The organism is Halobacterium sp. MBLA0001 (genome assembly GCF_049705385.1).
Taxonomy (GTDB): Archaea; Halobacteriota; Halobacteria; order Halobacteriales; family Halobacteriaceae; genus Halobacterium; species Halobacterium salinarum.
Window position 1 is genome coordinate 986,939 of record NZ_JBNAMQ010000007.1, and the last position, 25,305, is coordinate 1,012,243.

30 protein-coding genes are annotated in these 25,305 nt (G+C 69.6%); 15 read left to right on the forward strand and 15 right to left on the reverse strand.

Annotation, left to right across the window (positions count from 1 at the left end; genetic code table 11):
• Nucleotides 1-8: 8 nt before the first annotated feature.
• Nucleotides 9-1,634, forward strand: a complete 1,626-nt coding sequence (locus ACOZ32_RS06300; protein ID WP_285270382.1) for a hydroxysqualene dehydroxylase — start codon at nucleotides 9-11, stop codon at nucleotides 1,632-1,634.
• Nucleotides 1,635-1,749: 115 nt separating this feature from the next.
• Entirely contained in the window at nucleotides 1,750-2,553 is an 804-nt protein-coding gene (locus ACOZ32_RS06305; protein WP_012289131.1) for a DUF7388 family protein, read from the forward strand.
• Here the strand turns inward: ACOZ32_RS06305 and ACOZ32_RS06310 are convergent.
• Nucleotides 2,540-2,710, reverse strand: a complete 171-nt coding sequence (locus tag ACOZ32_RS06310; RefSeq protein WP_157849916.1) for a hypothetical protein — start codon at nucleotides 2,708-2,710, stop codon at nucleotides 2,540-2,542. The genes ACOZ32_RS06305 and ACOZ32_RS06310 overlap by 14 nt on opposite strands.
• 116 nt (nucleotides 2,711-2,826) lie before the next feature.
• Here ACOZ32_RS06310 and ACOZ32_RS06315 point away from each other — a divergent pair, with 116 nt between their 5' ends.
• Entirely contained in the window at nucleotides 2,827-3,948 is a 1,122-nt protein-coding gene (locus ACOZ32_RS06315) for an NAD(P)/FAD-dependent oxidoreductase (RefSeq protein WP_424335082.1), read from the forward strand.
• Between the two features lies 1 nt (nucleotide 3,949).
• On the opposite strand, the gene ACOZ32_RS06320 is transcribed toward ACOZ32_RS06315, so the two are convergent.
• A complete protein-coding gene (locus ACOZ32_RS06320; protein WP_424335083.1) occupies nucleotides 3,950-4,384 on the reverse strand; it encodes an Hsp20/alpha crystallin family protein in 435 nt (144 codons plus the stop codon).
• Nucleotides 4,381-4,539: a DUF7559 family protein gene (locus tag ACOZ32_RS06325; RefSeq protein ID WP_010902164.1), complete on the reverse strand. Its 159-nt coding sequence runs from the start codon at nucleotides 4,537-4,539 to the stop codon at nucleotides 4,381-4,383. Before ACOZ32_RS06325 ends, ACOZ32_RS06320 begins: the two co-directional genes overlap by 4 nt.
• 92 nt (nucleotides 4,540-4,631) lie before the next feature.
• Here ACOZ32_RS06325 and ACOZ32_RS06330 point away from each other — a divergent pair, with 92 nt between their 5' ends.
• From ACOZ32_RS06330 to ACOZ32_RS06345, 4 genes are all read left to right on the forward strand, one after another.
• Entirely contained in the window at nucleotides 4,632-5,459 is an 828-nt protein-coding gene (locus ACOZ32_RS06330; RefSeq protein ID WP_285270380.1) for a DUF429 domain-containing protein, read from the forward strand.
• Nucleotides 5,460-5,494: 35 nt separating this feature from the next.
• Nucleotides 5,495-7,189 carry a radical SAM protein gene (locus ACOZ32_RS06335; protein WP_010902165.1) on the forward strand — a complete coding sequence of 565 codons (1,695 nt, stop codon included), beginning with the start codon at nucleotides 5,495-5,497 and terminating at the stop codon, nucleotides 7,187-7,189.
• 222 nt (nucleotides 7,190-7,411) lie between these two features.
• Nucleotides 7,412-7,801 carry an IS200/IS605-like element ISH22 family transposase gene (tnpA, locus tag ACOZ32_RS06340; RefSeq protein ID WP_010902166.1) on the forward strand — a complete coding sequence of 130 codons (390 nt, stop codon included), beginning with the start codon at nucleotides 7,412-7,414 and terminating at the stop codon, nucleotides 7,799-7,801.
• A gap of 1 nt (nucleotide 7,802) precedes the next feature.
• Nucleotides 7,803-8,957 (forward strand): RNA-guided endonuclease InsQ/TnpB family protein, encoded by a 1,155-nt coding sequence (locus tag ACOZ32_RS06345; protein ID WP_010902167.1) that lies wholly within the window; start codon nucleotides 7,803-7,805, stop codon nucleotides 8,955-8,957.
• Between the two features lie 52 nt (nucleotides 8,958-9,009).
• On the opposite strand, the gene ACOZ32_RS06350 is transcribed toward ACOZ32_RS06345, so the two are convergent.
• The 4 genes from ACOZ32_RS06350 to ACOZ32_RS06365 form a co-directional block, all read right to left on the reverse strand.
• Complete coding sequence (locus tag ACOZ32_RS06350; protein WP_010902168.1) at nucleotides 9,010-9,438, reverse strand: TRAM domain-containing protein; 429 nt, start codon at nucleotides 9,436-9,438, stop codon at nucleotides 9,010-9,012.
• Between the two features lie 76 nt (nucleotides 9,439-9,514).
• On the reverse strand, nucleotides 9,515-10,177 hold the full coding sequence (locus tag ACOZ32_RS06355; protein ID WP_010902169.1) for a YkgJ family cysteine cluster protein: 663 nt from the start codon (nucleotides 10,175-10,177) through the stop codon (nucleotides 9,515-9,517).
• 45 nt (nucleotides 10,178-10,222) lie between these two features.
• Nucleotides 10,223-11,005 (reverse strand): MBL fold metallo-hydrolase, encoded by a 783-nt coding sequence (locus tag ACOZ32_RS06360; protein ID WP_010902170.1) that lies wholly within the window; start codon nucleotides 11,003-11,005, stop codon nucleotides 10,223-10,225.
• Nucleotides 11,006-11,042: 37 nt separating this feature from the next.
• The gene (locus ACOZ32_RS06365; protein WP_010902171.1) at nucleotides 11,043-11,312 is read right to left on the reverse strand and encodes a MarR family transcriptional regulator; all 270 of its coding nucleotides are present in this window, start codon (nucleotides 11,310-11,312) and stop codon (nucleotides 11,043-11,045) included.
• Between the two features lie 184 nt (nucleotides 11,313-11,496).
• On the opposite strand from ACOZ32_RS06365, the gene ACOZ32_RS06370 reads away from it, so the two are divergent.
• On the forward strand, nucleotides 11,497-12,201 hold the full coding sequence (locus ACOZ32_RS06370; RefSeq protein ID WP_012289133.1) for a class I SAM-dependent methyltransferase: 705 nt from the start codon (nucleotides 11,497-11,499) through the stop codon (nucleotides 12,199-12,201).
• A gap of 52 nt (nucleotides 12,202-12,253) precedes the next feature.
• Nucleotides 12,254-13,171: a glycosyltransferase family 2 protein gene (locus ACOZ32_RS06375; RefSeq protein ID WP_010902173.1), complete on the forward strand. Its 918-nt coding sequence runs from the start codon at nucleotides 12,254-12,256 to the stop codon at nucleotides 13,169-13,171.
• On the opposite strand, the gene ACOZ32_RS06380 is transcribed toward ACOZ32_RS06375, so the two are convergent.
• The 4 genes from ACOZ32_RS06380 to ACOZ32_RS06395 form a co-directional block, all read right to left on the reverse strand.
• Nucleotides 13,168-13,986 carry an amidohydrolase family protein gene (locus ACOZ32_RS06380; RefSeq protein ID WP_010902174.1) on the reverse strand — a complete coding sequence of 273 codons (819 nt, stop codon included), beginning with the start codon at nucleotides 13,984-13,986 and terminating at the stop codon, nucleotides 13,168-13,170. The genes ACOZ32_RS06375 and ACOZ32_RS06380 overlap by 4 nt on opposite strands.
• A 71-nt stretch (nucleotides 13,987-14,057) precedes the next feature.
• Complete coding sequence (locus tag ACOZ32_RS06385; RefSeq protein ID WP_424335259.1) at nucleotides 14,058-14,603, reverse strand: trimeric intracellular cation channel family protein; 546 nt, start codon at nucleotides 14,601-14,603, stop codon at nucleotides 14,058-14,060.
• A gap of 14 nt (nucleotides 14,604-14,617) precedes the next feature.
• Complete coding sequence (locus ACOZ32_RS06390) at nucleotides 14,618-15,382, reverse strand: SAM hydrolase/SAM-dependent halogenase family protein (protein WP_424335084.1); 765 nt, start codon at nucleotides 15,380-15,382, stop codon at nucleotides 14,618-14,620.
• 50 nt (nucleotides 15,383-15,432) lie between these two features.
• The gene (locus ACOZ32_RS06395) at nucleotides 15,433-15,966 is read right to left on the reverse strand and encodes a nicotinamide-nucleotide adenylyltransferase (protein WP_205251430.1); all 534 of its coding nucleotides are present in this window, start codon (nucleotides 15,964-15,966) and stop codon (nucleotides 15,433-15,435) included.
• 176 nt (nucleotides 15,967-16,142) lie between these two features.
• On the opposite strand from ACOZ32_RS06395, the gene lonB reads away from it, so the two are divergent.
• Nucleotides 16,143-18,251, forward strand: a complete 2,109-nt coding sequence (lonB, locus tag ACOZ32_RS06400) for an ATP-dependent protease LonB (protein ID WP_285254993.1) — start codon at nucleotides 16,143-16,145, stop codon at nucleotides 18,249-18,251.
• Nucleotides 18,252-18,306: 55 nt separating this feature from the next.
• On the opposite strand, the gene ACOZ32_RS06405 is transcribed toward lonB, so the two are convergent.
• Nucleotides 18,307-18,759 carry an MGMT family protein gene (locus tag ACOZ32_RS06405; protein WP_285254992.1) on the reverse strand — a complete coding sequence of 151 codons (453 nt, stop codon included), beginning with the start codon at nucleotides 18,757-18,759 and terminating at the stop codon, nucleotides 18,307-18,309.
• An 84-nt stretch (nucleotides 18,760-18,843) separates the two neighbouring features.
• Here ACOZ32_RS06405 and trpC point away from each other — a divergent pair, with 84 nt between their 5' ends.
• From trpC to ACOZ32_RS06425, 4 genes are read left to right on the forward strand one after another with little or no spacing between them, the layout of a single operon-like run.
• Entirely contained in the window at nucleotides 18,844-19,599 is a 756-nt protein-coding gene (gene trpC, locus ACOZ32_RS06410; RefSeq protein ID WP_235263164.1) for an indole-3-glycerol phosphate synthase, read from the forward strand.
• On the forward strand, nucleotides 19,596-20,888 hold the full coding sequence (gene trpB, locus ACOZ32_RS06415) for a tryptophan synthase subunit beta (protein ID WP_010902181.1): 1,293 nt from the start codon (nucleotides 19,596-19,598) through the stop codon (nucleotides 20,886-20,888). The genes trpC and trpB overlap by 4 nt, the downstream gene beginning before the upstream one ends.
• A complete protein-coding gene (gene trpA, locus ACOZ32_RS06420) occupies nucleotides 20,885-21,715 on the forward strand; it encodes a tryptophan synthase subunit alpha (protein ID WP_285254991.1) in 831 nt (276 codons plus the stop codon). Before trpB ends, trpA begins: the two co-directional genes overlap by 4 nt.
• Nucleotides 21,716-21,739: 24 nt before the next feature.
• Entirely contained in the window at nucleotides 21,740-22,537 is a 798-nt protein-coding gene (locus tag ACOZ32_RS06425; RefSeq protein WP_285254990.1) for a 2-amino-3,7-dideoxy-D-threo-hept-6-ulosonate synthase, read from the forward strand.
• Here the strand turns inward: ACOZ32_RS06425 and ACOZ32_RS06430 are convergent.
• Nucleotides 22,534-22,839 (reverse strand): hypothetical protein, encoded by a 306-nt coding sequence (locus tag ACOZ32_RS06430; RefSeq protein WP_012289137.1) that lies wholly within the window; start codon nucleotides 22,837-22,839, stop codon nucleotides 22,534-22,536. The genes ACOZ32_RS06425 and ACOZ32_RS06430 overlap by 4 nt on opposite strands.
• Nucleotides 22,840-22,941: 102 nt before the next feature.
• Between ACOZ32_RS06430 and ACOZ32_RS06435 the strand changes: the two genes are divergently transcribed.
• Entirely contained in the window at nucleotides 22,942-24,105 is a 1,164-nt protein-coding gene (locus ACOZ32_RS06435; RefSeq protein ID WP_010902185.1) for a 3-dehydroquinate synthase II, read from the forward strand.
• Between the two features lie 6 nt (nucleotides 24,106-24,111).
• On the opposite strand, the gene ACOZ32_RS06440 is transcribed toward ACOZ32_RS06435, so the two are convergent.
• Together ACOZ32_RS06440 and ACOZ32_RS06445 are read right to left on the reverse strand one after the other, a co-directional pair.
• Nucleotides 24,112-24,522: a DUF7575 domain-containing protein gene (locus ACOZ32_RS06440; RefSeq protein ID WP_012289138.1), complete on the reverse strand. Its 411-nt coding sequence runs from the start codon at nucleotides 24,520-24,522 to the stop codon at nucleotides 24,112-24,114.
• Nucleotides 24,523-24,569: 47 nt separating this feature from the next.
• Nucleotides 24,570-25,250, reverse strand: a complete 681-nt coding sequence (locus ACOZ32_RS06445; protein WP_012289139.1) for a type I 3-dehydroquinate dehydratase — start codon at nucleotides 25,248-25,250, stop codon at nucleotides 24,570-24,572.
• Nucleotides 25,251-25,305: the final 55 nt, after the last annotated feature.

Consider the following 25,305-nt stretch of genomic DNA (forward strand, 5'->3'; position numbering starts at 1 on the left):
AGACGGCCATGACAGCGTCCCAGCGCGTGGCCGTGCTTGGTGGTGGCATCGCAGGACTGACCGCGGCCCAGGAGCTCGCCGAGCGCGGCCTCGACGTGACCGTCTACGAGGCCAACGACCGCCTCGGCGGGAAAGCGCGCTCGATACCCGTCGACGGCTCCGACGGCCTGCTCGGCGAGCACGGCTTCCGGTTCTTCCCGGCGTACTACACGAACGTCGTGAAGACGATGGCGCGCATCCCGGACGGCACCGGCGGCTCCGTCGCCGACCACCTGGTGTCGACCAGCGAAACCCTGATCGCGAGCGCCGACGGTGACGGCGCGGTGGCGTCCACGGAGTCCCCCGACACCCCCCGCGAGTGGGTGTCCGCCATCCAGCCCCAGATCGCCGGTGGGGAGGTCCCCCGGCGGGAACTCGCGCATTTCGTCTCCCGGTTGGCGGTGCTGTTGACCAGCTGTGAGGACCGCCGCGAGCAGGCGTTCGAACACCAGTCGTGGTGGGAGTTCATCGACGCCGACGCGATGTCGCCGGCGTACCGGAAACACCTCGCGCAGTCCACGCAGGCGCTGGTGGCGCTTCGCCCCGAGATCGGCAGCGCGCGCACCGTCGGCACCATCTACCTGCAGTTGCTGTTCGGCCAGTTCGACCCGGGCGCGCCAGCCGAGCGCGTCCTCGACGGCCCCACCAGCGAGGTGTGGCTCGATCACTGGCACGACTACCTCGACGCCCAAGGCGTCGACGTCCGCCTCGACAGCCCCGTGACCGAACTCCACAGCGACGGCCACCGCGTCACCGGGGCTGTGATCGACGGCGAGTCAGTAACCGCCGACCACTACGTGGCCGCGCTCCCCGTGGACGTGCTGCCCGCCCTCCTCACGCCCGCGCTACGGCGCGCCGCCCCCTCGCTGCGCGGCGTCGACCGCATCCGAACGGCGTGGATGAACGGCGTCCAGTTCTACCTCGACCGGGACATCCCCATCGTCAACGGGCACGCCGTCTACGCCGACTCGCCGTGGGCGATCACGTCGGTGAGCCAGCGCCAGTTCTGGACCGACCACGACCTCGGCGCGCGCTCTGACGGCGACGTGCAGGGCGTGGTGTCGGTCATCGCCTCCGACTGGGACACGCCCGGCGTGCTCTACGACAAGCCCGGCCGGGAGTGCACCCGCGAGGAAGCCGTCGCGGAGATCTGGGCGCAACTCCAGGCCCACCTCGGCGCGGACACGCTGCCCGACGAGGCCCGCGTCGCGCACTTCCTGGACCCCGAGCTCGCCGAAACCGACGACGGGCTGCGCAACGACGCCCCGCTCGTGATCAACACCGTCGGCAGCCTCCAACACCGCCCGCGGCCGGACACGGACGCGCCGAACCTCGCGGTCGCCGGCGACTACGCCCGCGTCGAGACGGATCTCGCGACGATGGAAGCCGCCAACGAGGCGGGGCGGCGCGCCGCCAACGCGGTGCTCGACGCCGCCGGCGCGGCAGCGCCCCGCGTGGACGTCTGGGGGTTGTCCGAGCCACGCGCGTTCGACCCCCTGAAACGCCAGGACCGCATGCGGTTCAAGCTCGGGCTGCCCCATCCCGGCGAGGTGGGCCACGACGCCTGGGCGTTCGCGCGCACACTCCGCCCCTGACAGCAACCCTTTTGCCCGCGGGCGTGGTACGGCGGGTATGGTCGCAGAGACGATGGATCGAGTTCCGGCACTGTTCTAGTACTACACTCTGTCTCGCGGCCGGGGGTGGGTCGTCGTGCTGAGTTCCAGCAGCGACGCCCACGCCGCGGTCGCCGGCATTGACGCAGTCGCAGTGAAACCCGCCGAACACGACTGGCGGCGCATCACCGACCTCGTGGCGGGGGTCAGCACCGTCACCGTCGACTACGAGGGCCACGCCCACATGCCCGACCTCGACGCGCTCGCCGCGTGCGTCGACGACGGCCGCGCCATCCGCGTGACGACGCCCGTCCGGGTCGACGGCTTCGACCCACTGGGCGACGACTCGTTGGCCGCCGACATGCCCCCCGAGCTCGGCCGGGTTCTGGTCGCCGGCCACGGCGCATACCTCTCCGACGACGCCGCCGAGCGCGCCGTCGCGCCCCGCCTCGGTGCCGCCGTCGACGCCCTCGATGGCGACCCCTGGGTGGGCACCGAGGGCGTCGAGCGCGCCGCCCTGGCGACCGGGGGGACGCAGTTCGAACTCCTCTCCCGGGGCACCCAGCGCGACCTCGACGGCCTGCGCGCCGCGGGCTTCGACGGCGACATCGCGGTGTACGCGCCCACCGTGCTGACCGACGACGAGGACGCCATTCTGGACGCAGTCGGAGCGTACACCGCCCGCCGGGGGCCGGTGCGGCGCGCGCTCCCCGAGGACGCCGCCACCGACGCCACCGCCACCGGCCGCGCTCGCGAGGTGTTGTCGGCGGCCGTCCGGGACTTCGCGCTGGTGGGGGACTCGGAGACGGTCCGCGAGCGCGTCGCCGGACTGCGCGCGGCGGGCGCCGACCACGTGGTCGCGTACCCAGCCCGCGGACTCGACGCCTTCACTCGCGCGTGACCACGTACGTGCGGCCGCCACGGCGCTCGATGTAGGTGTGCTCGGTGCGGTGGGTGGCCGCGTACGCTGCGACACCGGCGGTCGTCATCGCCGACACCTCGACGCGGCGGCCGCTGGTCGCTGCCTCCGGGCGTGCGTGGCGCGTCTGGACTGGCATGCTCGTGGATGCAGCCCCGACATGCTTCAACCTCAGCCGTCCACGGTGAAAGTGAAACCGCCGGCCGGGTTGCCGCCTCCCCGACAGTTATCCGGGTCGGGTGTCCACCCGCGAGTATGACACGCACCGACGCTGCGTCGGATCGCCGCGTCGCCGTGATCGGAGCCGGCGCAGTCGGGTTGACGGCTGCCCACGACCTCGCCGAGCGCGGCGTCGATGTGACCGTCTACGAGCGCGACACCGTCGCCGCCGCAAGCACCGGGCGCGCGGCCGGCATCTGCTACGACGCGTTCGCCGACGCCGTCGACGCCCGCGTGGCGGCCCGCGCCATCGAGCGGTTCCGCGAGTTCTCCGGCCACGGTGCGTTCACCGTCGCGGAGACGCCGTACGTCTGGTTCGCCACCGAACCCGGCGCGACCGCCGACGCCATCCGCGAGCAGGTGGCCGCCATGCAGCGCCACGGGCGCGCGGTCGAGCACGCCGACGCCGACGCGCTCGCGGCGGCGGTCCCCGCGCTCCACACCACGGACATCGTCGCGGCCGCGATCGCGCGGGACGCCGCGGTCGTGGACACGACCGCGTACGCCCGCCTGATCGCCGACCGCGCACGCGACCGCGGTGTCGAGATCCGCACACACGAACCGGCCAGCGTCGCCACCGATCCGGTTCGAGTCAACGACACCGCGTACGACGACGTGGTGGTCGCGGCCGGCGCGCACACCGCCCGCGTGCTCGCCGACGCCGGCGTCCCGGTGCCGCTGAAACCCTACCGTGTGCAGGCGCTGACCGCCGATGCGCCCGCCGCAGAGCTGCCGACGGTGTACGACGCCACGGCCGGCTACTACGTCCGCCCCCACCCAGAGGGTGTGCTCGCCGGCGACGGCACCGAACCGGTCGAGGCCGACCCCGACGACTACGGCCGGGACGGCGACGACTGGTTCGTCGACGCGATGGACGACCGGCTCCGGGATCGGTTCCCCGGCTACGAGCCCGCCGTCGAGCGCTCGTGGGCGGGCCTCTGCACCGCCACACCCGACCGCGACCCGCTGCTCGGCGAGCTCCGCGACGGCCTCTACGTCGCCGCCGGCTGGCAGGGCCACGGGTTCATGCGCGCCCCCGCGACCGGAGCGGCGCTCGCCGACGACGTCCTGGGCGGCGACGGCGTTCCCGCGTTCGACCCGACGCGCTTCGACGGCACCGAACAGTTCGCCATCGCCGAAGGCATGGTCGTCGAGTGACCTACGCCGACTCGTCGTCGCTGTCGTCGGTCGCCGTGACGTGGATGTCCGCCTCGGCGGTGCCGTGTTTCGGCAGGAACACGTGCAGCGTGCCGTCCTCGTTCAGCTCCGCGCGCCCCGCGTCGGCGTTCACCACGGCGTTCGCGGGCAGCGTCGCGTGCCCCTCCAGGGTGAGCCCGCGCCCCGGGAACACCACCTCGAAGTCCGCGTCGAACTCGCGGAACCGATCCACCCGAACGTGGACGCTGTCGCCCTCGTAGGTCACGTCGATGTCGCCTGCGTCCGCGCCGGGCGTATCGAACACCAGCAGGTACTCGTCGTCGCTCTCCAGCACGTCGACGGGCAGCGGCGCGTTCTCCTGGACCCGGCCGGCGGCGCGCCCCGCCCGCTCTAAGAGCCCGGCGCCCACGCAGTCCGCGAACTCCCGACCGTTCATAGCTGGATCTCCGCGAGCTCCTCGGTCGTCCCACAGTACGGACACGAGAAATCCGACACCCCGACGCTGTCAGGCATGTCGTACGTGTAGTGTAACTCGAACATGTCCATCTCGCAGTCGCCGTTGTCGCAGCGAACCTCCAAGGTAGCGGGCATGCCTCCACGTTGGGCGGTCGAAGCCAAAAAGGGGATGGCTGCGGCGGCTCCGGCCCACAACAGCTACGCCGCGCCAGCCCGAAGCGGGCGCTGTGGCTGCCCACACTTGCTACGGCGTGGATTTCAGCGGCGCCGCGACCGCGGGCCGAACCATCTGGGTGACCAGCGCGCACGCCGACGCCGGCACGCTCCGCGTCCGGGACTGCGCGCGCGCCGATGACTTCCTGGCCGCCCACTACGACGGCCCCCCGACGACCGACCGGGCGCCGACGCTGGCCGCGCTCGTCTCGTTCATCCGCAGCCATCCCGACGCCGTCTTCGGCCTCGATTTCCCGTTTGCGGTTCCGCGCGCCATCGCCACCGACGCCCTCGGCGCGACCACCCACCGGGCGGTCGTCGCCGCGGTCGCCGCCCACGACGACGGGGACGACTTCGCCGCGACGTGCGTCGAGTGGGCGACCGCCAACGCCGACGGTGCGACCTACCTGCGGCGGGCGACCGACCGCGAACACGACGCCCTCTCCCCGTACCACTTCTTCGTCGCACACCAGACCTACCACGGCATCGCCAGCGTGCTTGCGCCGCTTGACGATGCCGCCCGGATCGTTCCGTTCGACCCGCCCGCCGCCGGCGGTCCGGTGGTCGCGGAAACGTATCCGGCGGGCGTGCTGGACGCGCGTGGCCTCCCCCGAACGGAGTACAAGGGCACCGAGCAGGCCCACACACAGCGCCGCGTGCGCATCCTCGACGGTCTCGCCGACCAGTCCAGCGTGGCGATCCCGGACGCCATCCGGGCGACCTACCGCGACGACACCGGCGGCGACGCCCTCGACAGCCTGCTGGCGGCGCTGGGTGTCTCCGGGTGCCGCGACGCCTGGGGCCACGAGCCGTCCTCACTGACCGGCCACATCTACGTGTAGTCACGTTCTTACGGATCGACACCGAACCCCGGTGTATGATCGCCCCCGAGGACCTCGACGTGACGCTCGTGGACGGCTACGTCGACGAGCCGGCCCACTTCGGGGTGCCGCCGTACATCTCGACGTACCCCCGGTACACCGCCGGCGCGCTCGTCGACGCGGGCGTCGACCCCGCCAACGTCACCTACCACACCATCGACGAACTCCGCGGCGACACCGCCAAGTTCAACGACGTTGCCGACGCCGACCTGTTCGTCTACGTGGGCGGGATGACCGTGCCCGGCAAGTACGTCGGCGGAACGCCCGCCGAACCCGACGAAGTCCGCGAGCTGGCGTGGCTGGCCGACGGCACGAGCGTGATGGGCGGCCCCGTCCGGTTCGGCGTCGGCGAGGAGAACGCCGGCGCACAGGAGATGGAGCGCTCGGACCTGGATTTCGACTTCCTCGCGATGGCGGACATCGAGGCGGCCGCCTACGACCTCGTGGACAACGGACTGGAGGGGTTCGAGGACCGCTACCGGGACAACCAGGAGATCAACCGCTGGGCCGCGAAGGGCGCGTTCGTCGTCGAACAACACCCCAACTACCCCGAATACCTCATCTGCGAGATGGAGACCTCGCGGGGCTGTGCGTACCGGTGCTCGTTTTGCACCGAGCCGATGTACGGCGACCCCTCGTTCCGGTCGGCGGACGCCGTCGTCACGGAGGTCGGCGAACTCTACGCCCACGGCGCCCGGCATTTCCGGCTCGGCAGGCAGGCCGACATTCTCGCGTTCGGCGGCGACGGCGAGGCACCCAACCCGGACGCGCTCCGCGACCTCTACGGCGGCATCCGAGAGGTCGCCCCCGAGTTGGGGACGCTGCACCTCGACAACATGAACCCGGTGACGATCGTGGACTACCCCGAGAAATCACGGGACGCGATCCGCGTTATCGCCGAGCACAACACGCCCGGCGACACCGCGGCCTTCGGCCTGGAGTCCGCGGACCCGCTGGTCCAAGAGGAGAACCACCTCCTGGTGAGCGCCGAGGAATGCCTGGAGGCGGTCCGCATCGTCAACGAGGTGGGCGGGTGGCGGCCCGGCGAATCCCCCGCCGACGCGCCGTCGTGGGGCGAGGGGTCGCCCGACCGGCTCCCGAAGCTGCTGCCGGGCATCAACCTCCTCCACGGCCTCACCGGCGAGCGCGCCGAAACCTTCGAGCACAACAAGCAGTTCCTCCACTCCCTGCTCGACGAGGGGCTGATGGTGCGGCGCATCAACATCCGGCAGGTCATGGCCTTCGAGGGCACCGAGATGGCCGACACCGGCGTCGACCTCGCGCAGAACCACAAACAGCTGTTCAAACAGTACAAAACCGACGTGCGTGAGACCATCGACAACGCGATGCTCCAGCGCGTCGTCCCGCCGGGCACGGTGCTGAAAGACGTCACCCTCGAATACCACCAGGACGGCAAGACGTTCGGCCGCCAGCTCGGCACGTACTCGCTGCTGGTCGCGATCCCGGGCGAGCGCGAACTCGGACAGACCATCGACGTCGCCATCACGGACCACGGCTACCGCTCCGTCACGGGCGTCCCGCACCCGCTCGACCTGAACGACGCGTCGATGGACGAACTCACTGCGATCCCCGGCATCGGCTCCAGCACTGCCGGCGACATCCTGGTCGCCCGCCCACACGACTCCGCGCCGCCTGTCGCCGATGCGGACCTCGCGAAGTTCACGCAGTAGGCGAGCGCCACCGCGCCAGGCCGGAGAATACGACCCACAGGACGGGCGACTCGGGTCGTCGTACGCGTGGCTCCGACACAGTGACAGCGGTAGCAAGGCGAAAGCCCACCCGTTTACGGGTGGGATGAAGCCGACAACTGGGAATCTATACACGCCCGTAGCCACGGCTGGGGTTGGATGTTTGCGTAATATCTTTAGGTGAAGCTATTCTATATACTGACGATGCCTCGTGGGTTCGACAGGGAACGTACCAACGTCCATAAACTCCAGTACCACTTCATCTGGTGTCCGAAGTACCGCAAATCGGTACTAACGGGCGAGGTACGCGACCGGCTCGAAGAACTCATCAAGGAGAAAGCCGACGAACTCGGTGTAGAGATACTGGAGTTGGCGATTCGACCCGACCACGTACACCTGTTCATCACGGGCGATCCAACGCTCGCTCCGAACAAGATCATGCAACAGATCAAGGGCTACTCCTCGCGCCACCTGCGTGATGAGTTCGACTTCGGCTTGCCGTCACTGTGGACGCGCTCGTATTTCGTATCAAGTGCGGGTGACGTGTCCAGCGAGGTCATCGAGGAGTACATCGACGCCCAAGCAGGTGAGTAGTATGCAGCGGAACGTCTCAACCACGGTGCGGGTCAAACTCCACTCGCTGACCAACAGGAAAGCCGACCTTCTCGCCCGCGAGTACGAGGCGTTCCAGACTGAGGTTCACGACGGAGACGCCGACCTCTACTCTGCGACCGACCAGCAGGCGTCGAAAGTTCAGCGACAAAAAGACCCGAATCCCGGCACTGAACAGCCTGTCGTTCTCCGCAACGACGTGTTCGACGTGTCTCACGACGAGGACACTGTTCTCTCGTCGTGGTGGGTCAACGTCCCCGTCTACGATCCCGAACGGGGACGGGGGAACTCAATTTGGTGTCCTGCCCACATCCCCCGGAAGGACGAACAACTCGTCCGTGAGGGCGATGTTCGGGACAGCGAGTTAGTGCGCCGTGACGGTGACTGGTATGTCCATCTCGTCGTCAAACGGTCTGTGACCGTGGCCGACGAGTACGACGACGTACTGGCTATCGACATGGGCGCACGATGGGTCGCCACCTGCGCGTTCCTCTCCGACCGCACAACCACGTTCTACGGCGAGGAAGTTCGCCGCATCCGCGAACACTACAAACAACTGCGGAAGTCTATCGGGAAGGCGAAACCCCGACAAGGACAGCAGGTGGTCGAGCGTATCGGTGACGCCGAGGCACGGAAAGTGGACGACCGGCTCCACAAGATTGCTCGGCAAATCGTAGAGGATGCCGAGGAGCGGAACGCGGTTATCGTCGTGGGCGACCTCGGTGGGATTCGCAAGGACAACGACAAGGGGCGGTACGTCAACGACAAGACCCACAAGATGCCGTTCGCCCGCCTGCTCAACTGTATCGAGTACAAGGCCCACGACGCGGGTATCGACGTGCAGCTGGTCAACGAGTACGACACGTCGAAGACGTGCAACCGCTGTGCCTGCGAGGGAGTCCGAGCAACGCAGGGACGCTTCGAGTGTCCCGAGTGCGGACTGGATGATAACGCAGACAAGAACGGTGCGCTGAACATCGGCAAACGAGCCTTGGGCAAGTTCTCGAAACCGCTGTCCGAGGCGGGGGCTGTACTGGCACAGCCCGAAACGCAGGTCATCGTCCACCGTGACGACGAACCTGCGAACCTCTCCGTTTCCGTGGATTCAACCCCCAGTGGGGGAACCCCACGGCTTTAGCCGTGGGAGGATGTCAGACGCGGATGTCGAGAGGGACGCGTGGCGTCCGCGGTCAGTACTCCTCGTCGATGATCTCGCCGACCGCGAAGTTCGACTTCACTTCCGTCACTTCGACTTTGACGCGCTCGCCGATCTCGGCGTCCGGCACGATGATGACGTATCCGCGCTCGACGCGCGCGATCCCGTCGCCTTGCTTGCCGATGTCCTCGATCTCGACGTAGCGGATCTCACCCTCCTCGACCGGCGGCTGGGGTTCCGACGACGCCCCAGTCGACGTCGAGGATGACGACGACGACGCCGAAGACGTCGTCGAGGTGTTGTCCGCGTCGCCATGGCGTTCGATGAGCGCGACACGGTAGACGTCGCCCGGATCGACGGATCCCGTCTCGATCTCGCTTTTGGGCACTTCAACCACGTACTCGTCGTCTTTGACCGTTACCTCGGCGTTGAACAGACAGAGCAGTTCGTCAGATATCTCCAATGTCGAATACCTCCATCGGTGTGTCACCCCCTCGCCACTTAGTCGTTGTCACAGCGACGGCGACGCACGGGGGTGTTCAGTTGGGGTACGCCGACCCGTCCGGCCGTTTTGCGCCCTCCGAATCGTGCACCACCGTCGCGCCGGGCTCCGGGTTCGCCGGCGCGTACGCCTCCCGCACGTCGATTGCCTCTTCGAGCTCGCGGATCGCACGCGCTTTGAGCGCGCCGGCGAGCTCTTCGGCGTCCGCCCGCGAGATGTCGCGGCCAAGCCCCTCACACTCGTGTGCGCGCACCATCCCCGCCTCGTCGACGGCCTCGCCCATGGGCTGGCTCGTTCCGCCGAGGGCCACGCTGAACGGGTACGTCTGGCAGATGAGCGGGCGGCTGCCGTGCACCGAACACGCGCCGGTGCCGTCGTCGTCCTCCCGGTAGAACGTGCAGTCGCCACAGGAGTCCGCCTGCAGCGCCCACTCGAAGGTTTCACCCGCGCCGTCCTCGTCGAGGCCGTACGGCATCGGGCGCGCGACGTCCCGCCAGTCGCGGTCCGTTTCAGCACCGGCGGCGGCCTGCACGTCTCGGACTTCGTCGGGGAAGACGGTCGCCGTGTGGGGGTCGTCGGCCTCGCTCTTGCAGCACGCCCCACACCGCGTGCATTCGAAGCCGATGGTCTCGATGGCGTCCGCCAGCGTGGCCACGTCGAGTTCGCGTGCGCGCTCCAGTTCGGCTTCGAGGTCCTGCATGCTCGCGTCCAGGGCACCGACGCGCAAAAGTCACGCGCCCGCGGCTCACGCAGGCTGGTGGGTCGCGCGGGACCCGTTCCAGTCGATGCGCTGCTCGCGGGCGAGCTTGTCGAGGTGCGCGCGCACGGTCTGCCCGGCGAGGTCGCGGACGCCCGCCAGGTCCTTGTCGTAGGCCGCATCGAGGATGGCGTCGACCGTCTCACAGCCCGCGGCGACCGCGTCGAGGACGCGGCGCTCGCGGTCGCGGCGGTGTGCGTACAGCGCGTGCAGGCGATCGGCCGGCTGCTCGATCGTGGGGCCGTGTCCGGGCTGGAGTCGGGCCGGCGCGCCGGCTGCGAGCCGGCGCAGGGACGCGAGATACGCGCGCATGTCGCCGTCGACGGCACCCACGAAGACGCTGCTGTCGGCGAACACGAGGTCCCCGCTGATGGCGTTGCACTCGCCGTCCACGGTGGCGAGCACCGCCACGTGGTCGGGAGCGTGGCCCGGGGTGTCCGTGACGGTGAGCGCCGTGTCGCCAATCGCGTCCCCCGGGCGGAACACGCGGTCGGGTGCCACGCCGGTTTCGCGCTCGAAGCGCGCCGTGAACGCGGCGTGCGCCCACACGGTGGCGTCGGTCGCGGCCGCGTACGCGTCCACGGCACCGACGTGGTCGGGGTGGGCGTGCGTAACGACGATGTGATCCACTCCCCGCGAGACGGCTGCATCGAGGGCCGCCGTCCGCCCGGCGGGGTCGACGAGCACGCGGGCCTGGCCGTCTACGAGGTACGCGTTGGTCGTGCCGTGGGGTGCACGAGTGGCACCGTCTACTGGGTACCGCTCGATCATGCTCGCGTTCACGGGCGGCAGCGAGGAAAACCCTGGGTCAGCCGGCGAGATAGTACACCTGCTTGCGGGCGTCTTCGAAGCTGTACCGGGAGTCAACCAGGTGTTGTTCGTCGAGCCGGTTGAGCGCGTACCTGACTGTGCGGTCGGGCAACAGCGATTCGTCGGCGAGCTCGCCCTGGGACAGCGGGGAGTCGATTTCGAGGACCTTCGCAACGAGTTTCGCGCTCGGCGGGAGCTCCTGCAGTCGACTCCGGAACTCCTCGTCGTCGACAGGGGCCGGCTTGTCTTCGGTCGCGGACGCGCTCATGTCAGGACGTGACACACCGTCGCAGGTAAGTGTTGTCCCCCCGTGCAACTAAACACCTTATATTATATTATGGCCGGCCCGCCGCCGTTCAGCACCCCGCAGTCGCCGACTCACGGACCCGCCACGAGTCCCGCGGCGTTCCAGTACGGTTTTACATCCCCGCCCACGACGTGGCCGTATAAGCGTGAAGGGACAGGAGTGGTACCAGGCCACCGAGGTCGCCGAAGAGTACGACGAGAAGCGATTCTCTCGGGGCGGCCGCTACATCGACCGCCGCGAGAAGCGGGCAGTACTTGACGCGCTCGGACGCGTGGACGGCGACCGCGTCCTCGAAATCGCCTGCGGCACCGGTCGGTTCACCGTGATGCTCGCGGAGCGCGGCGCGGACATCACCGGGCTCGACATCTCCGGGCCGATGCTCCAGGAAGGCCGCCAGAAGGCCGCACAGGCGGGAGTCGCGGACACCATCGAGTTCATGCGCGGGGACGCCGGCCGGCTGCCGTTCCCCGACAACCACTTCGACAGCGTCTTCGCGATGCGGTTTTTCCACCTCGCGGACTCCCCGGCGACGTATCTCCGCGAGATGGCGCGTGTCTCCAAGCAACAGGTGTTTTTCGACACGTTCAACAGGTTCAGCACGCGGTCGCTGTACAACTGGCTGCTCCCCATGGGGTCGCGGCTGTACGGCTCGCGTGAGGTGCGCGCGCTGGTGTCGGGTGCCGGCCTCACGCTGGCCGACGCCGACCACGACTTCATCGCCCCCTACGGCTTCTACCGGGAGGTTCCGGACTGGATCGCGCGCCCCTTCCGGAACGCCGACGTGACGCTCGGTGACACGCCGCTCGGCGAGCCGCTGGCGTCGGTCTCCTACTGGGACGTTCGCCTCTGACCCGCGCCAGCGAGGCGGGGTGTTTTTACCGCCGGCTCCGAACTGACACCGTATGGACCTCTCGGTGGTGGTGCCCACCCTGAACGCGCGCGACGCCCTCCTCGACGCGCTCGACGCGCTCGCAGCCCACGCACCCGCCGCCGAGGTCGTCGTCGCGAACGGCCCGTCGGTCGACGGCACCTCCGGCACGGTGCGCGACCACGACGCCGTCGACACGCTGCTTGAACTCTCTGAGCGCAACCTCAACGCCGCCCGGAACGCCGGCATCGCCGCCACCAACGGCACCGTCGTGGCGTTCATCGGCCAGGACACACACATCCAGCCGGGGTGGACGAACGCCGTCGCCGACGCCATCGCCGACGGCGCCGACGCCGTCACCGGCCCCGTCCACCGCACTGTCGAAGGCGGCGTCACCACCGAATCGGTCGACGAGGCGACGGTCTCGGGCCGCGACGTGACGTTTTTCGACGGCGCAAACGTCGCCATCACTCGCCGAGCGCTGCGCGCACTCGATGGCTTCGACGAGGCGCTCCAGACGGGTGCCGCCCGCGACGCCGCACACCGGCTGGCGGGCATGGATCGCCGGGTGGCGTGGGCCCCCAACGCCTGCGTGCTCCGCACCGACGCCGACGACGTCATCCACCGGCTGCCCGAGGACGCCGACAGCTCCGCCCGCGGGTTGAAATACCGCGCGCTCGCCTACCGCCTCACGAAGAACTACGGCGCAACCGCCGCCATCACCGCCCGCGTTCTGCGCCACGCGGTCGGCGACGCCGCCAGCGTCGGCGGCGCTGTCCTGCGCGGCGACGCCGACCTCTCGACGTGGGTGGGCGCGGGGCTGGCCGTCCTCCCCGGGCTCTGGCGGGGCAGCCAGGCCGGCCTGTCGGCGCGCGTCGCCGACCGCACCACCACCCGCAATCCCAACGGCGTGTCGACCCGCATGGACCGTGTGCACGCCCGCCACGACTAGCCGCTGGCGGCCGCCGGCAGGATCCGCGCGAGGTTCTGGCCGAGCACCTTCGCCATGGCGTCCTCGGTGACATCGAGGGTCAACACCTCCATCAGCGAGACGTTCGGGTGTGTCGCGGGCGCGCCGGACCCGAACACCACCCGGTCGGGGTGTTCCCTGATCGCGCGCTCCAGGATCTCCCGGTACCGGACGCCCGCAGTGTCCACGTACAGCGACTCGTGCGACTCCAACAGCTCCACCGCGGCCGTCATCAACTCACGATCCAGTGGATGGCCCCCGAAATGCCCCAGCACGACGGGGAACTCGCGATCCAGCAGCGTCTCCGCCAGCGCGGCCGGCGTGAACTGGCGGCCACCGTCGACGAGCACCGGCAGTCCAACGTCGTCCAACACGTCCAGCACATCCGCATCCGGCAGCCCGTCCTGTGCGGGGTCGAGTTTGAACCCGTGGAAGCGGTCGTCGTACGCGTACTGCTCGATGTCCTCGGGGGTGGTCTGCCAGTCGTCCCGTGACGCGGCGACGTTCCGCACCGCCGCGACCGCGCCCCGGCCGGGATCCCGGGGGCCGTCGATGCGCGCGAACGCCACGAACGGGCGCTTGACCGCCTCCCTGGCGACGGCGTTGTTCGCGCGCAGATACCCCTGCTCGCCCTTCCGCGGGCCGGGGAACACCACGGCGCGCACGATGCCCGCCTGATGCATCTCGCGCTCGAAGGCCTCCCCCTCGATGGTGCGGCCGCGGCTGGGACGCCCCGGGCCGGCGTGGAGCCGTGCGTGACAGTCCACGACCCGGAACCCGTGCTCCAACTCCAGCATGCTGGAGTGCTTGCCGGCTGGCTATTTCGGTCTGGCGGTGCGCGCGCCCGCCCGCCGGCCGGGCCACGCCGTCACGCCGGGGCGTTGAGCCGGACCGTCGGCAGCGCCCACTCGAAGCGGATCGCGAGCAGCCGCACCGCGAGCGTGACCCCCGCGCCCGCCGCCGCCGCGATCGTGGCCCCCAGCCCCGACGCAGTGGCGACCCACAACACGGTGCTCCCGGCGATCGCGCACGTCGCGTACAGGTCCTCCGTGAGCACGAACGGCACGCGCTGCAACAGCACGTCGGACACCAGTCCCCCGCCGACTCCCGTGGTGGTGCCGAGCACGACCACCCCGAACGGCGACACGTCCGCCCCGACGCCGACCAGCGCGCCCGACGCCGCGAACGCCGCCAGCCCGACGGCGTCCGGGACGTCCACGACCGGGTGGGCAAGCACCTCGGTGCCGACGCGTCGCGCCACCACGACCGCCACCACCACGCCCGCCAGCGCGAACCCCACGTCGGTGGTGGACTGCAACATCGCCGGCACCGACCCGACGAGCACGTCGAAGTCGGCGTCGATCGCCTTCAGCGAGCCGACGGTGGCGAACGCCACCAGGCCGACCGCGTTCATCACGCCGAACGCCGTCACCACACCACCGTCACCTCATCGCCGGCGCTCACGCCGAACGCGTCGTCGCCCCGGCCGCGGTTCACCGCCAACTCGACGTTCCCGTGGCTGCCCACGGTGAGGAGGCGTTGCCCGGGGTCGGTGTGGGCGTACGACCGCCGCACCGGCGTGGCGACGCCGTCGACCTCGACGGTGTCCCCGACCCGGTCGGCGACGATCTCCCCCGGGAGGTTCGTGATGGCGTTCCCGAACCCGTCCACGGCGATGACCATGCCGGCCGCCCCGCCATCGGTGACCGCCGGCGCGGGAAACGACACGCGCTCGTAGTCGGCCGTCGGCTCGTACTCGGGATACTGGTCGAACGTATCGACGCCACGCTCGTGGATGTCGGCGGCCGCCGGCGCGAACACGTCCCGCCCGTGGAACGTCGCGCTCGCGGGGTCTTCGACGTCGATCTCGAACACGTCGATGTCGGCGGCGTCGCCTGCGATGCGGCGCGCGGCCGGCACCGCCACGCCGTTGTCCGGCGCGACGATGGCGTGGCTTCCCGCCCGCACCACGACGGCGCTGCGGTCCGTTCCGACGCCGGGATCGACGACCGCCAGGTGGACGGCCGGCGGGAAGTACGGCACCACCTCCCGCAGCCAGAACGCCGCCGCGCGGACGTCCTGGCGGGGGAGGTCGTGGGCGATGTCCACGAGCCTGGCGTCAGTCGTCTGCAACACCACGCCTTTCATCGCTGCCGGGTACGGCGAGCCGAAGTCAGAGCTCAGCGTGATCACGGTCTCCGTGTCGTCCGGCGTGCACAAAAACGCCCGTTGTCCCGGGCGGGCTACCGCAGCCCCGAGTCGTGACCGTTGGCGTCGGTGTCGGCCACGTGCTGGATGCGCTCGACGCCGTCGATCTCCGCGACGACATCCGCGACGGCGTCGGGCACCAGGCTCTCCCAGTCGTCGCCGTCGGCCATCCGGCGACGGATCTCCGCCCCCTCCAGGACGTCCCGGTCGTACATCGGCGGCTGGCGCACCTCGACGGCGGCCTCGTTGAACAGCCGAATCACCAGCGGGTTGTTCGAGTACGCGACCTCGAACTTCGGGCACATCGACCGCACGTGGCTCACCCAGACGGCGTTGCGTTCGAGGTCCTCGATGGGGACCGCATACGTCACGAGGTCGAACTCGACCAGCGCCTTCGTGATCATCATGATCCGTTCGCCGGCCGTAAACGGGTTTCTGGCCGAGTGGGAGTCCCCCGCACTCCCGATCCCCACCACCAGCTCGTCGACCTCAGTCGCGATCTGTTCGATAACGCGGCGGTGGCCGGTGTGGAACGGCTGGAAGCGACCGATATAGAACCCGCGAGTCATCTCTCGCGTAGACGAATCTGGTCGGCGACCATAAGAATGGCGAGTTCGCCTCGATACGAATCGCGGAACCCGTAGTATGGCCCCGAAACGCGGAGAATACGGCCGATTAGACGGCGTTTCAAGGGAGAAAGTATATCAGTTGCCCACCCGTGTTTTTTCGTGTCGAACCAACTTCTATGAGCAACGAATCGACGAACGACGCGCCGCCCGACGACGACCCCGACGACCCCGAGCCGTCCGTCGATCACGACGACACCGACGGGCTCCAGGACGACCCCGCCGACAGCGTGGACGACGCTGGGGAGGTCGACGACCTGGAGAACCTCGGGAGCGACGTGGGCGTTGAGGGTGATGTGTCTATCGACGAAGACAACGCCGAGGACGACTTGCTTGGCGGCCTGCGCATCGACGACACGTCGGACATCACAGTTCCGGATCGGCTCGTCGACCAGGTCATCGGGCAGGAGGCGGCCCGCGAGATCGTCAAGCGTGCGGCCAAACAGCACCGCCACGTCATGATGATCGGGTCGCCGGGTACGGGCAAATCCCTGCTGGCCAAAGCGATGAGCCGGCTGCTCCCGAAAGAGAGCCTGCAGGACGTGCTCGTCTACCACAACCCCGACGACTCCAACGAGCCGAAAGTCAGGACCGTCCCGGCCGGGAAGGGTGAGCAAATCGTTGACGCCCACAAGGAGGAAGCCCGCAAGCGCAACCAGATGCGGTCGTTCCTCATGTGGATCATGATCCTGCTCGCGGTCGGCTACGCGCTGTTGATCGCGACGCCGGCGCGCCCGCTGCTGGCGCTGCTCTCGGCAGCCGGCATCTATCTCCTGTTCCGGTACACCAACCGCGGCAGCGACGCGATGGTGCCGAAGCTCCTCATCAACAACGCCGACAGACAGGTCGCGCCCTTCGAGGACGCGACCGGCGCACACGCCGGCGCGATGCTCGGCGACGTTCGCCACGACCCCTTCCAGTCCGGCGGGATGGCGACGCCGAGCCACGAGCGTGTCGAAGCCGGCTCCATCCAGAAAGCCAACAAGGGCGTGTTGTTCATCGACGAGATCAACACGCTGGACGTGCGGTCCCAGCAGAAGCTGATGACCGCCATCCAGGAGGGCGAGTTCTCGATCACGGGACAGAGCGAGCGCTCCTCGGGGGCGATGGTCCAGACCGAGGCGGTGCCGTGTGACTTCATCATGGTCGCGGCCGGGAACATGGACGCCATGGAGAACATGCACCCGGCGCTGCGCTCCCGCATCAAGGGGTACGGCTACGAGGTGTACATGGACGACACCATCGAGGACACCCCCGACATGCGGCGCAAGTACGCGCGGTTCGTCGCCCAGGAGGTCGAGAAGGACGGGAACCTCCCGCATTTCGCCCCCGACGCGATCCGCGAGCTCATCCTGGAGGCCAAGCGCCGCGCCGGCCGCAAGGACAGCCTCACGCTGAAGCTGCGCGATCTCGGCGGGCTGGTCCGGGTTGCTGGCGACATCGCGCGCTCGGAGGGCCACGACCTCACGCAGCGGTCGGACGTCCTCGAAGCCAAGAAGCGCTCGCGCTCCATCGAACAGCAGTTCGTGGACAACTACATCCAGCGCCGCAAGGACTACGAGCTCGGCACCACCAGCGAGGAGGCCGTCGGCCGGGTCAACGGGCTCGCGGTGATGGGTGGTGACTCCGGCATCATGCTGCCGGTGATGGCGGAGATCACGCCCGCACAGAGCCAGGAGGAGGGCCGCATCTACGCCACCGGCCAGCTCAAAGAGATGGCCGAGGAGGCCGTCGAGAACGTCTCGGCGATCATCAAGAAGTTCAGCGACGAGAACATGTCCGAGAAGGACACGCACATTCAGTTCGTGCAGGCCGGTGAGGGCGGGGTCGACGGCGATTCGGCGTCGATCACGGTCGCCACCGCCGTCATCAGCGCCCTGGAGGACATCCCCGTCGCCCAGGAGCTGGCGATGACTGGCAGCCTCTCGGTCCGCGGTGACGTGTTGCCGGTCGGCGGCGTCACACACAAGATCGAGGCCGCCGCCAAGGCCGGCTGCGAGCGGGTCATCATCCCGAAGGCCAACGAGGACGACGTGATGATCGAGGACGAGTACGAGGAGGAGATCGAGATCATTCCGGTGACACACATCAGCGAAGTGCTCGATGTGGCGCTGGTCGGCGAACCCGAGAAGGATTCGCTGGTCGACCGCCTCAAGTCAATCACCGGCAAGGCGCTCGACAGCGCGTCCGACTCCGGCACCACGGGCGGCAATCCGAGCCCGCAGTAGCCGCGGTCGCGGCGTCTCTTCTTCCGGAGCGCGTGTTCGCAGCGCCGCCTGCGGGTCAGCGTTCGAGGTTGCGGAGGGTTTCTGCGACGGGTGGGGGCGCACTCGACGGCGCGTTCTCGACGCGGTGATCGGGGACCAGCAGCGGGACCGGGTTCGCTTCCAGGGCAGTCCTGACCGTGTTGTGGCCGTCCGTGGTGGTGTGGTCGATGCCGGCGGTCATGCGGGCTGCCAGTTCCACGTCGGCGCGGTCGCCGTAGGGGACCGATCGGATGGTTTCGAGCACGCGGCGCTGGGGGGTTGGGAGCGTGAGGCCGATGGGGACGTCTCGGAAGTCCTCGGCACTACCGGCCGCGTAGTCCGCGATGCGGTCAAGCAGCGGGTGGGTGGCGGCGGCGTCCTCGGGCGCGTGGGTGGGGAACGAGACGCTGATGACGCGGTCGCCCGCGATGCCCAGTTGTACGGTGCCGATGCCGTCGACGCTGCGTGCGTAGACTCCGGTCGGACCCATGTGCGTAGCTGGTCGGTCGTGTGGGCCTTGAGCGTCCCGGCTGACGCAAGCTTTATGTACAGAGTAATGCATTGATGTACAACAATGGACGACAGTTCGTCGTTGGCGTCCCCGGTCCAGTCGATCCTGGCGGCCGCCCGCCGCCGCGACCCGCCGGCACGGCGGTGCACCGTCTCGGCGCGCTCGCTGCCCGCCGCCCTCCACAGCGCGGCCGCCGACGGCCGCACGCCGATCATCGCCGAGGTGAAACCCACCAGCCCGACCACCGACACCGAACACAGCGGCGACCCCGCAGAGCTCGCCCGCGAGATGGTCGCCGGCGGCGCGGCAGCCATCTCCGTGCTCACCGAGCCACACCACTTCGACGGCAGCACGGACGCGCTGCGCGCGATCCGGGACGCCGTCGACGTGCCCGTGTTGCGCAAGGACTTCCTGTTGACCGAACCCCAACTGGACGCCGTCGCGGCCGACGCCGTGTTGCTCATCGCGCGGTTCCTCGGCGACGACCTCGGCGACATGCTCGCGGCCGCCCGCGACCGCGGCTTCCAGGCGCTCGTCGAGGTCCACAGCCGCCGGGAGCTGGCGCGTGCCGTCGACGCCGGCGCGGACATCATCGGCGTGAACAACCGGGACCTCACCGCCCTCACGGTTGATCTCGACACGTTCGGTGCCGTCGCCCCCGAGGCCCCGGCTGACGTTACGCTCGTCGCCGAATCCGGGATCGCGACGCCCACCGACGCCCGCACGATGCGGGCGGCGGGCGCGGACGGACTGCTCGTCGGGAGCGCGATCATGGACGGCCCGGTACGCGACACCACACGGAGGCTTGTCACTGCATGAGCACGAACACCGACGACACGACACGGACGGACGGAACGTTCGGGGACTACGGCGGCCAGTACGTCCCCGAGGTACTGATGCCCGCAGTCGAGGAGCTGACCGACGCCTACGAGCGGTACGTCCTGGACAACGAGGACGGCTTCGTGGACGACTTCCGCCAGCGCATCCGCTCGTTCGGCGGGCGGCCCACGCCGCTGACCCACGCCCCGACGCTCAGCCAGCGCCACGGCGTCGACGTCTACCTCAAACGCGAGGACCTCCTGCACGGCGGCGCGCACAAACTCAACAACGCCCTGGGGCAGGTGTTGCTCGCCAAATACATGGGCAAAGACCGCATCGTCGCGGAGACCGGGGCCGGCCAGCACGGCACCGCAACCGCGATGGCCTGTGCCGCCCTGGAGATGCCATGCGAGATCTACATGGGGCGCACCGACGTGAACCGCCAGCGCCCCAACGTCTTCCGGATGCGGCTGCACGACGCCGACGTGAACCCGGTGACCGTCGGCTCGGGGACGCTGAAAGAAGCCATCAACGAGACGATGCGCGACTGGGCGACGAACGTCGCGGACACCCACTACGTCATCGGCTCCGTCGTCGGCCCACACCCGTTCCCGTCGATGGTGCGGGACTTCCAGGCGATCATCAGCGAGGAGCTGCGCGCGCAGTCCCGCGAGCAGCTCGGCGAACTCCCGGCCGCCGTCATCGCGTGCGCCGGCGGCGGCTCGAACACCATGGGTGCGTTCGGCGCGTTCGTCGGGAGCGCCAGCCTGCCGGGGGCTCCGGCGGGCACACACGAGCCGGCCCCCGACGTGGACCTGCTGGCCGTCGAAGCCGGCGGCTCGCGCCTCGGCGTCGACGACGACGCGGGGTACGCGCCGAACTCCGCCAGCCTCTCGACGGGCACTGAGGGCGTCCTGCACGGCGCGCGCACGAAACTCCTTCAGACGGAGACCGGCCAGATCGTGGAATCACACTCCGTGTCCGCCGGCCTCGACTACGCGGGGGTCGGCCCGGAGCTGGCACACCTCGTCGACACCGGCCGCATCACACCCACCAACGTCGACGACGACGCCGCGCTCGCGGCGTTCCACCGGCTGTCGCGCGACGAGGGCGTGATCCCCGCCCTCGAAACGAGCCACGCGGTCGCCGCCCTCGACCAGTACGACGGCGACGGTCCCGTGGTGGTGAACGTCTCCGGCCGGGGGGACAAGGATCTGGACACCGTCATCGAGGCGTCGGCGGCCAACGACATCGACGCCGCGCCGGACATGGAGGTGTTCGAGCAGTGACCCGCAGCGACCTCGCCGCGGCCTTCGACGACGGCCCGGCGCTGGTGTCGTACGTGGTCGCGGGCGATCCGACGCCCGCCGCGACCGCCGAGTACATCGACGCGCTCGTGGACGGCGGCACGGACGTGATCGAACTCGGGCTGCCGTTCAGCGAACCCGTCGCGGAGGGGACGACCATCCAGAACGCGATCAAGCGCGCGCTCGATGCCGACATGACGCCCGACGCCTACCTGGATCTCGTGGCGCGCATCGACGCCGACGTGCCGGTTGTCTGTATGACCTACTACAACCTCCTGTTCCAGTACGGCGACCGCGCCGGGCCCGCGGCGTTCGTCTCCGCGGCGGCCGAGGCGGGCGTCTCCGGGTTCGTGGTTCCGGATCTGCCCGTCGACGAGTCCGGCCCGCTCCGGGAGGCGTGTCGCGCCCACGGCCTCGATCTCGTGTTCGTCGTTGCGCCGACGACCACCGCCGACCGCCGCGAGCGCATGCTCGATCTGACCACGGGGTTCGTCTACGTGCAGGGCCGGGTCGGCACGACGGGTGCCCGTGACGAAGTCAGCGCGGCGACGCCGGACGCGCTCGCCGCCCTCCAGCACACGGACATCCCGAAGGCCGTGGGGTTCGGCGTCTCCTCGGGCGAGCAGGCCCGCGAGATCACGGCCAGCGGTGCTGACGGCGTCATCGTGGGGAGCGCGTACGTCGACACGGTCGCCGACGGTGTTGCCGACGACGACCCCCCCAGCGTGGTCGCCGATCGCCTGCGGGACCTCGCCGCCGAGCTGAAGGCCGGCGCCGCTCGGGGCGTGCCGGAACCGGAACACAAATAGCCCAACGTTTGCTAGCCAGTACCAATGACTGACGCCGGGAAAACCGCACGACTCAACCGCATCAGCACCGACGACAGACTCCTCACGATCCCGATGGATCACGGCATCACCCTCGGCGCGATCGACGGCCTCGTGGACATCGAAGCCACCATCCGTGAGGTCACAGCCAACGGCGCCGACGCCGTCCTCACCCAGCCGGGCATCGCCCCCCGCGTCCACCCCAACAAGGGCGACGCCGGCTACATCGTCCACCTCAACGCCTCGACGGCCCTCGGCCCCGACCAGACGGACAAACGCCGCACCGGCACCGTCGAAGACGCGGTCCGCGCCGGCGCGGACGCCGTCTCCGTCCACATCAACGTCGGCAGCGACCACGAACCCGACCAGATCACCGCGCTCGCGGACGTCGCCGCCGACGCCGACCGCCTCGGCGTTCCCGTGCTCGCGATGGCGTACGCCCGCGGCCCCGGCGTCGACGAACACGACGCCGCGAACCTCGGCCACGCCGTCCGCCTCGCCGAGGAAGTCGGCGCGGACGTCATCAAAACCGCCTACTCGGGCAGCACCGAGAGCTTCCAGCGCGTCGTTGATGCCACCGCCAAGCCGGTCATCATCGCCGGCGGCGACCCCGCCGGCGACCGCGAAACACTGCAGGGCATCCGGGACGCCATGGACGCCGGCGCGGCCGGCGTCTCCACTGGCCGCACCGTCTTCCAACACGCCACCCCCGGCGCGATGACCGCCGCCATCTCGGCGGTCGTCCACGACGACGCCGACCCCGAAGCGGCGCTCGCCCGGGCCGGTCTCGTCGTCGACGCCTAACGCTCGGCGTCAGTCACCTGCCACCCGCCCGGCGCACGCGCGAGCACGTCCTCGACGTCCGCCCTCGCCAGCCCGAAAAACGACTCCCGGCCGACGGCCGTCCGGAACCGCGCGATCACGGTGTTCGGTGTCGCCTCGAACACCGTCACCGAGCAGCTCCAGTCGGCGTGTTCGAGGCGCGCACACTCGGGCTTCTCCGCCGCGATCTCGCTGCCAAGCGCCCAGCTCAGCGACTGTGCAGCGTCCACGGGAAGCGGCATCCGATCAGCAAGGAAGCTCTGTTCCCCTTCGCGGGTTGCCATACCGCAGCTACGACGCCACCGACGAATAAATCGCCCGCTTCTGGTATGCCACGCGTCAGCCGCTCCGGTACGCTTTAGGCCGCGTGCCGCCTCCACCCGGCAATGACACGGTCCGTTTGGCTGAAAGCCGACGACGAAGTCGGCGACTGGGAGACCCGCAAACGCCGCATCACCGCCGGCCTGGAGGCCGGCGTCGACTGGGTGCTCGTCGACCGCGCGGACGTCGCCCGCGTCCGCGAACTCGGCTCGGTGAACGTCGCCGCGTTCTCCACCGACGACGCGAACGTCATCGAGGACGCCGAAGGCACCGACGCCGACCCCGACGCCTACGTCGCCGGGAAGGACGGCGAAGGCGACGGCACCGTCGATCTCCCCGCTGACTTCTCGGGGAGCGCCGACCTCTCGGCGCTCCGCCGCGGGCACGCCGACACGGCGTACGTCCGCATCCGCGACGAGGAGTACGAGCCGTTCGCGCAGGCCGCCGCCGAGGTCGCCGACCACACCATCGTCGTCGGCGACGACTGGACGATCATCCCCCTGGAGAACCTCATCGCGCGCATCGGCGAGGAAACCACGCTCGTCGCCGGCGTCGAATCCGCCGCGGAAGCCGAAACCGCCTTCGAGACGCTCGACATCGGCGCGGACGCCGTCCTCCTCGACAGCGACGATCCCGACGAGATCCGGCGCACGGTGTCCGTGCGGGACGCCGCCGACCGCGAACACCTCGCCCTCTCGACGGCCACCATCACCACCATCGAGGAGGCCGGCAGCGCCGACCGCGTCTGCGTGGACACGGGCAGCCTGCTGGCCGACGACGAGGGGATGCTCGTCGGCTCGATGAGCCGCGGGCTGTTCTTCGTGCACGCCGAAACCGCCCAGTCGCCGTACGTCGCCGCGCGGCCGTTCCGCGTGAACGCGGGCGCGGTCCACGCCTACGTGCGGACGCCCGACGGCGGCACCAAATACCTCGCGGAGCTCGGCAGCGGCGACGAAGTCCAGGTCGTCGACGGCGACGGGCGCACCCGCTCGGCGGTCGTCGGGCGCGCGAAAATCGAGAAACGGCCGATGTTCCGCGTGGAAGCCGAAACCGACGACGGCGACCGCATCGAAACCCTCCTGCAGAACGCCGAAACGATCAAGGTCGCAACCCCCAACGGCCGCACGGCCGTCACGGACCTGTCCGTCGGCGACGACCTCCACGTCTTCCTTCAGGACGGCGGCCGCCACTTCGGGGAGGCCATCGACGAGCGCATCATCGAGCAGTAACCGCGGTCAGTCCAGCTCCCCGGGACGCTCCAGGCGCTGCGTACACCACGGACAGAACTCCAGCTCCTCGTCGAGTTCGTTCCCACAGGCCGGACACACAGCCGCGTCGTCGTCGGTCGCCGCCGCCGGCGACGACTCCTTGACCGCCAGGATGTACGCGTCAAGCGTGCAGAACACCCGTACGGCAAGCAGGCTCACCATCACTCTCGGTCCGATGGTCGCGCCCGCGTCGATCGCACCTTGTACCCCACGCGCCTCGATCGCCTGGTATGCGGCATCCGGGATGACCAGCGCGGCAACCGCCATCGACAGCCCGAACCACGCGATGGCCCGCACCCACGCCCGCAGATAGATGTGTCCGAGCCCCGGGTAGACGAACGCCAGCACACCAGCCAGCAGTCCACGTCTGTTAGCCACAGTGGATGTCTGTCGGCCCCAATGGTAAACCCACCGAACGCGGCCACCTACTGTAGGTCGGCGATCAGCGCCTGTAGCGCCGCCGGCGCGTACTGCCCGGGCGCGGTCGTCTCCCCGTCGGCAACCGGCGCGTATCCGAGCTTCGACCCGTACAGCGGGGTTACGGCCCGCGTGTGTCGGCCCAGATCGCCCATGCCCATGGTCGCCACGGTCATCCCCGCGGCGCTGTACTCGTGTGTCACACGGATCACGTCCAGCGCGTCACCGCGGTCCTGGGGGGTCACCGCCAGCTTCCCCACGTCGCCCAGCGAGCACGCCTCCCCGAGCAGATCCGCCATCGCGGACAGCGACGGCGTCCCGTCGAAGTCGTGGGCCGACACCACCGTTGTGGTGTCCGTCGAACGCGCCGCCGCAAGCGCCTCCGCGCCGTCGGCGGTGTCGTCGTCCACGAGCGCACTGCGCTCGATGTCGACGGCTGCGACGCAGTCGGTCCTTGCGGCCTCCGCGAGGGCGTCGATCCGGTCGCCGCCGTCGGCCGCAGCCCCGCCCTCCCAGTCGGCGCGGTTGGTCGCCAACACCGGCAACACCCCGTCGTAGTCGTCGAGGGCCGCCAGCGGGTCGGCCGCCAGGTCCATGCGGAACTCGACGAGGTCGACGTGTTCGGGGGCCGCTGGCGCGGCGCCGAGATCGCCGGTTGACGCGGCGAGCAGAAAATCCTGGAACTCCATACCCGGCTCACACGCGGCCAGTGGCAAAAAGGTGGGACACCTCCGAGCGGGGTGT

Bases quoted from the DNA above. Each gene is read 5' to 3' on its own strand.
- ACOZ32_RS06385 (WP_424335259.1), bottom strand. From the start codon at position 14,603: ATGAACGCGGTCGGCCTGGTGGCGTTCGCCACCGTCGGCTCGCTGAAG.
- ACOZ32_RS06360 (WP_010902170.1), bottom strand. From the start codon at position 11,005: ATGATCGAGCGGTACCCAGTAGACGGTGCCACTCGTGCACCCCACGGC.
- ACOZ32_RS06445 (WP_012289139.1), bottom strand. From the start codon at position 25,250: ATGGAGTTCCAGGATTTTCTGCTCGCCGCGTCAACCGGCGATCTCGGC.
- ACOZ32_RS06425 (WP_285254990.1), top strand. From the start codon at position 21,740: ATGACTGACGCCGGGAAAACCGCACGACTCAACCGCATCAGCACCGAC.
- ACOZ32_RS06345 (WP_010902167.1), top strand. From the start codon at position 7,803: ATGCAGCGGAACGTCTCAACCACGGTGCGGGTCAAACTCCACTCGCTG.
- ACOZ32_RS06395 (WP_205251430.1), bottom strand. From the start codon at position 15,966: ATGACTCGCGGGTTCTATATCGGTCGCTTCCAGCCGTTCCACACCGGC.
- ACOZ32_RS06325 (WP_010902164.1), bottom strand. From the start codon at position 4,539: ATGCCCGCTACCTTGGAGGTTCGCTGCGACAACGGCGACTGCGAGATG.
- ACOZ32_RS06435 (WP_010902185.1), top strand. From the start codon at position 22,942: ATGACACGGTCCGTTTGGCTGAAAGCCGACGACGAAGTCGGCGACTGG.
- ACOZ32_RS06300 (WP_285270382.1), top strand. From the start codon at position 9: ATGACAGCGTCCCAGCGCGTGGCCGTGCTTGGTGGTGGCATCGCAGGA.
- lonB (WP_285254993.1), top strand. From the start codon at position 16,143: ATGAGCAACGAATCGACGAACGACGCGCCGCCCGACGACGACCCCGAC.
- ACOZ32_RS06380 (WP_010902174.1), bottom strand. From the start codon at position 13,986: ATGCTGGAGTTGGAGCACGGGTTCCGGGTCGTGGACTGTCACGCACGG.
- ACOZ32_RS06355 (WP_010902169.1), bottom strand. From the start codon at position 10,177: ATGCAGGACCTCGAAGCCGAACTGGAGCGCGCACGCGAACTCGACGTG.
- tnpA (WP_010902166.1), top strand. From the start codon at position 7,412: ATGCCTCGTGGGTTCGACAGGGAACGTACCAACGTCCATAAACTCCAG.
- ACOZ32_RS06315 (WP_424335082.1), top strand. From the start codon at position 2,827: ATGACACGCACCGACGCTGCGTCGGATCGCCGCGTCGCCGTGATCGGA.
- ACOZ32_RS06335 (WP_010902165.1), top strand. From the start codon at position 5,495: ATGATCGCCCCCGAGGACCTCGACGTGACGCTCGTGGACGGCTACGTC.
- ACOZ32_RS06365 (WP_010902171.1), bottom strand. From the start codon at position 11,312: ATGAGCGCGTCCGCGACCGAAGACAAGCCGGCCCCTGTCGACGACGAG.
- trpB (WP_010902181.1), top strand. From the start codon at position 19,596: ATGAGCACGAACACCGACGACACGACACGGACGGACGGAACGTTCGGG.
- ACOZ32_RS06320 (WP_424335083.1), bottom strand. From the start codon at position 4,384: ATGAACGGTCGGGAGTTCGCGGACTGCGTGGGCGCCGGGCTCTTAGAG.
- ACOZ32_RS06375 (WP_010902173.1), top strand. From the start codon at position 12,254: ATGGACCTCTCGGTGGTGGTGCCCACCCTGAACGCGCGCGACGCCCTC.
- trpC (WP_235263164.1), top strand. From the start codon at position 18,844: ATGGACGACAGTTCGTCGTTGGCGTCCCCGGTCCAGTCGATCCTGGCG.
- ACOZ32_RS06405 (WP_285254992.1), bottom strand. From the start codon at position 18,759: ATGGGTCCGACCGGAGTCTACGCACGCAGCGTCGACGGCATCGGCACC.
- ACOZ32_RS06310 (WP_157849916.1), bottom strand. From the start codon at position 2,710: ATGCCAGTCCAGACGCGCCACGCACGCCCGGAGGCAGCGACCAGCGGC.
- ACOZ32_RS06430 (WP_012289137.1), bottom strand. From the start codon at position 22,839: ATGGCAACCCGCGAAGGGGAACAGAGCTTCCTTGCTGATCGGATGCCG.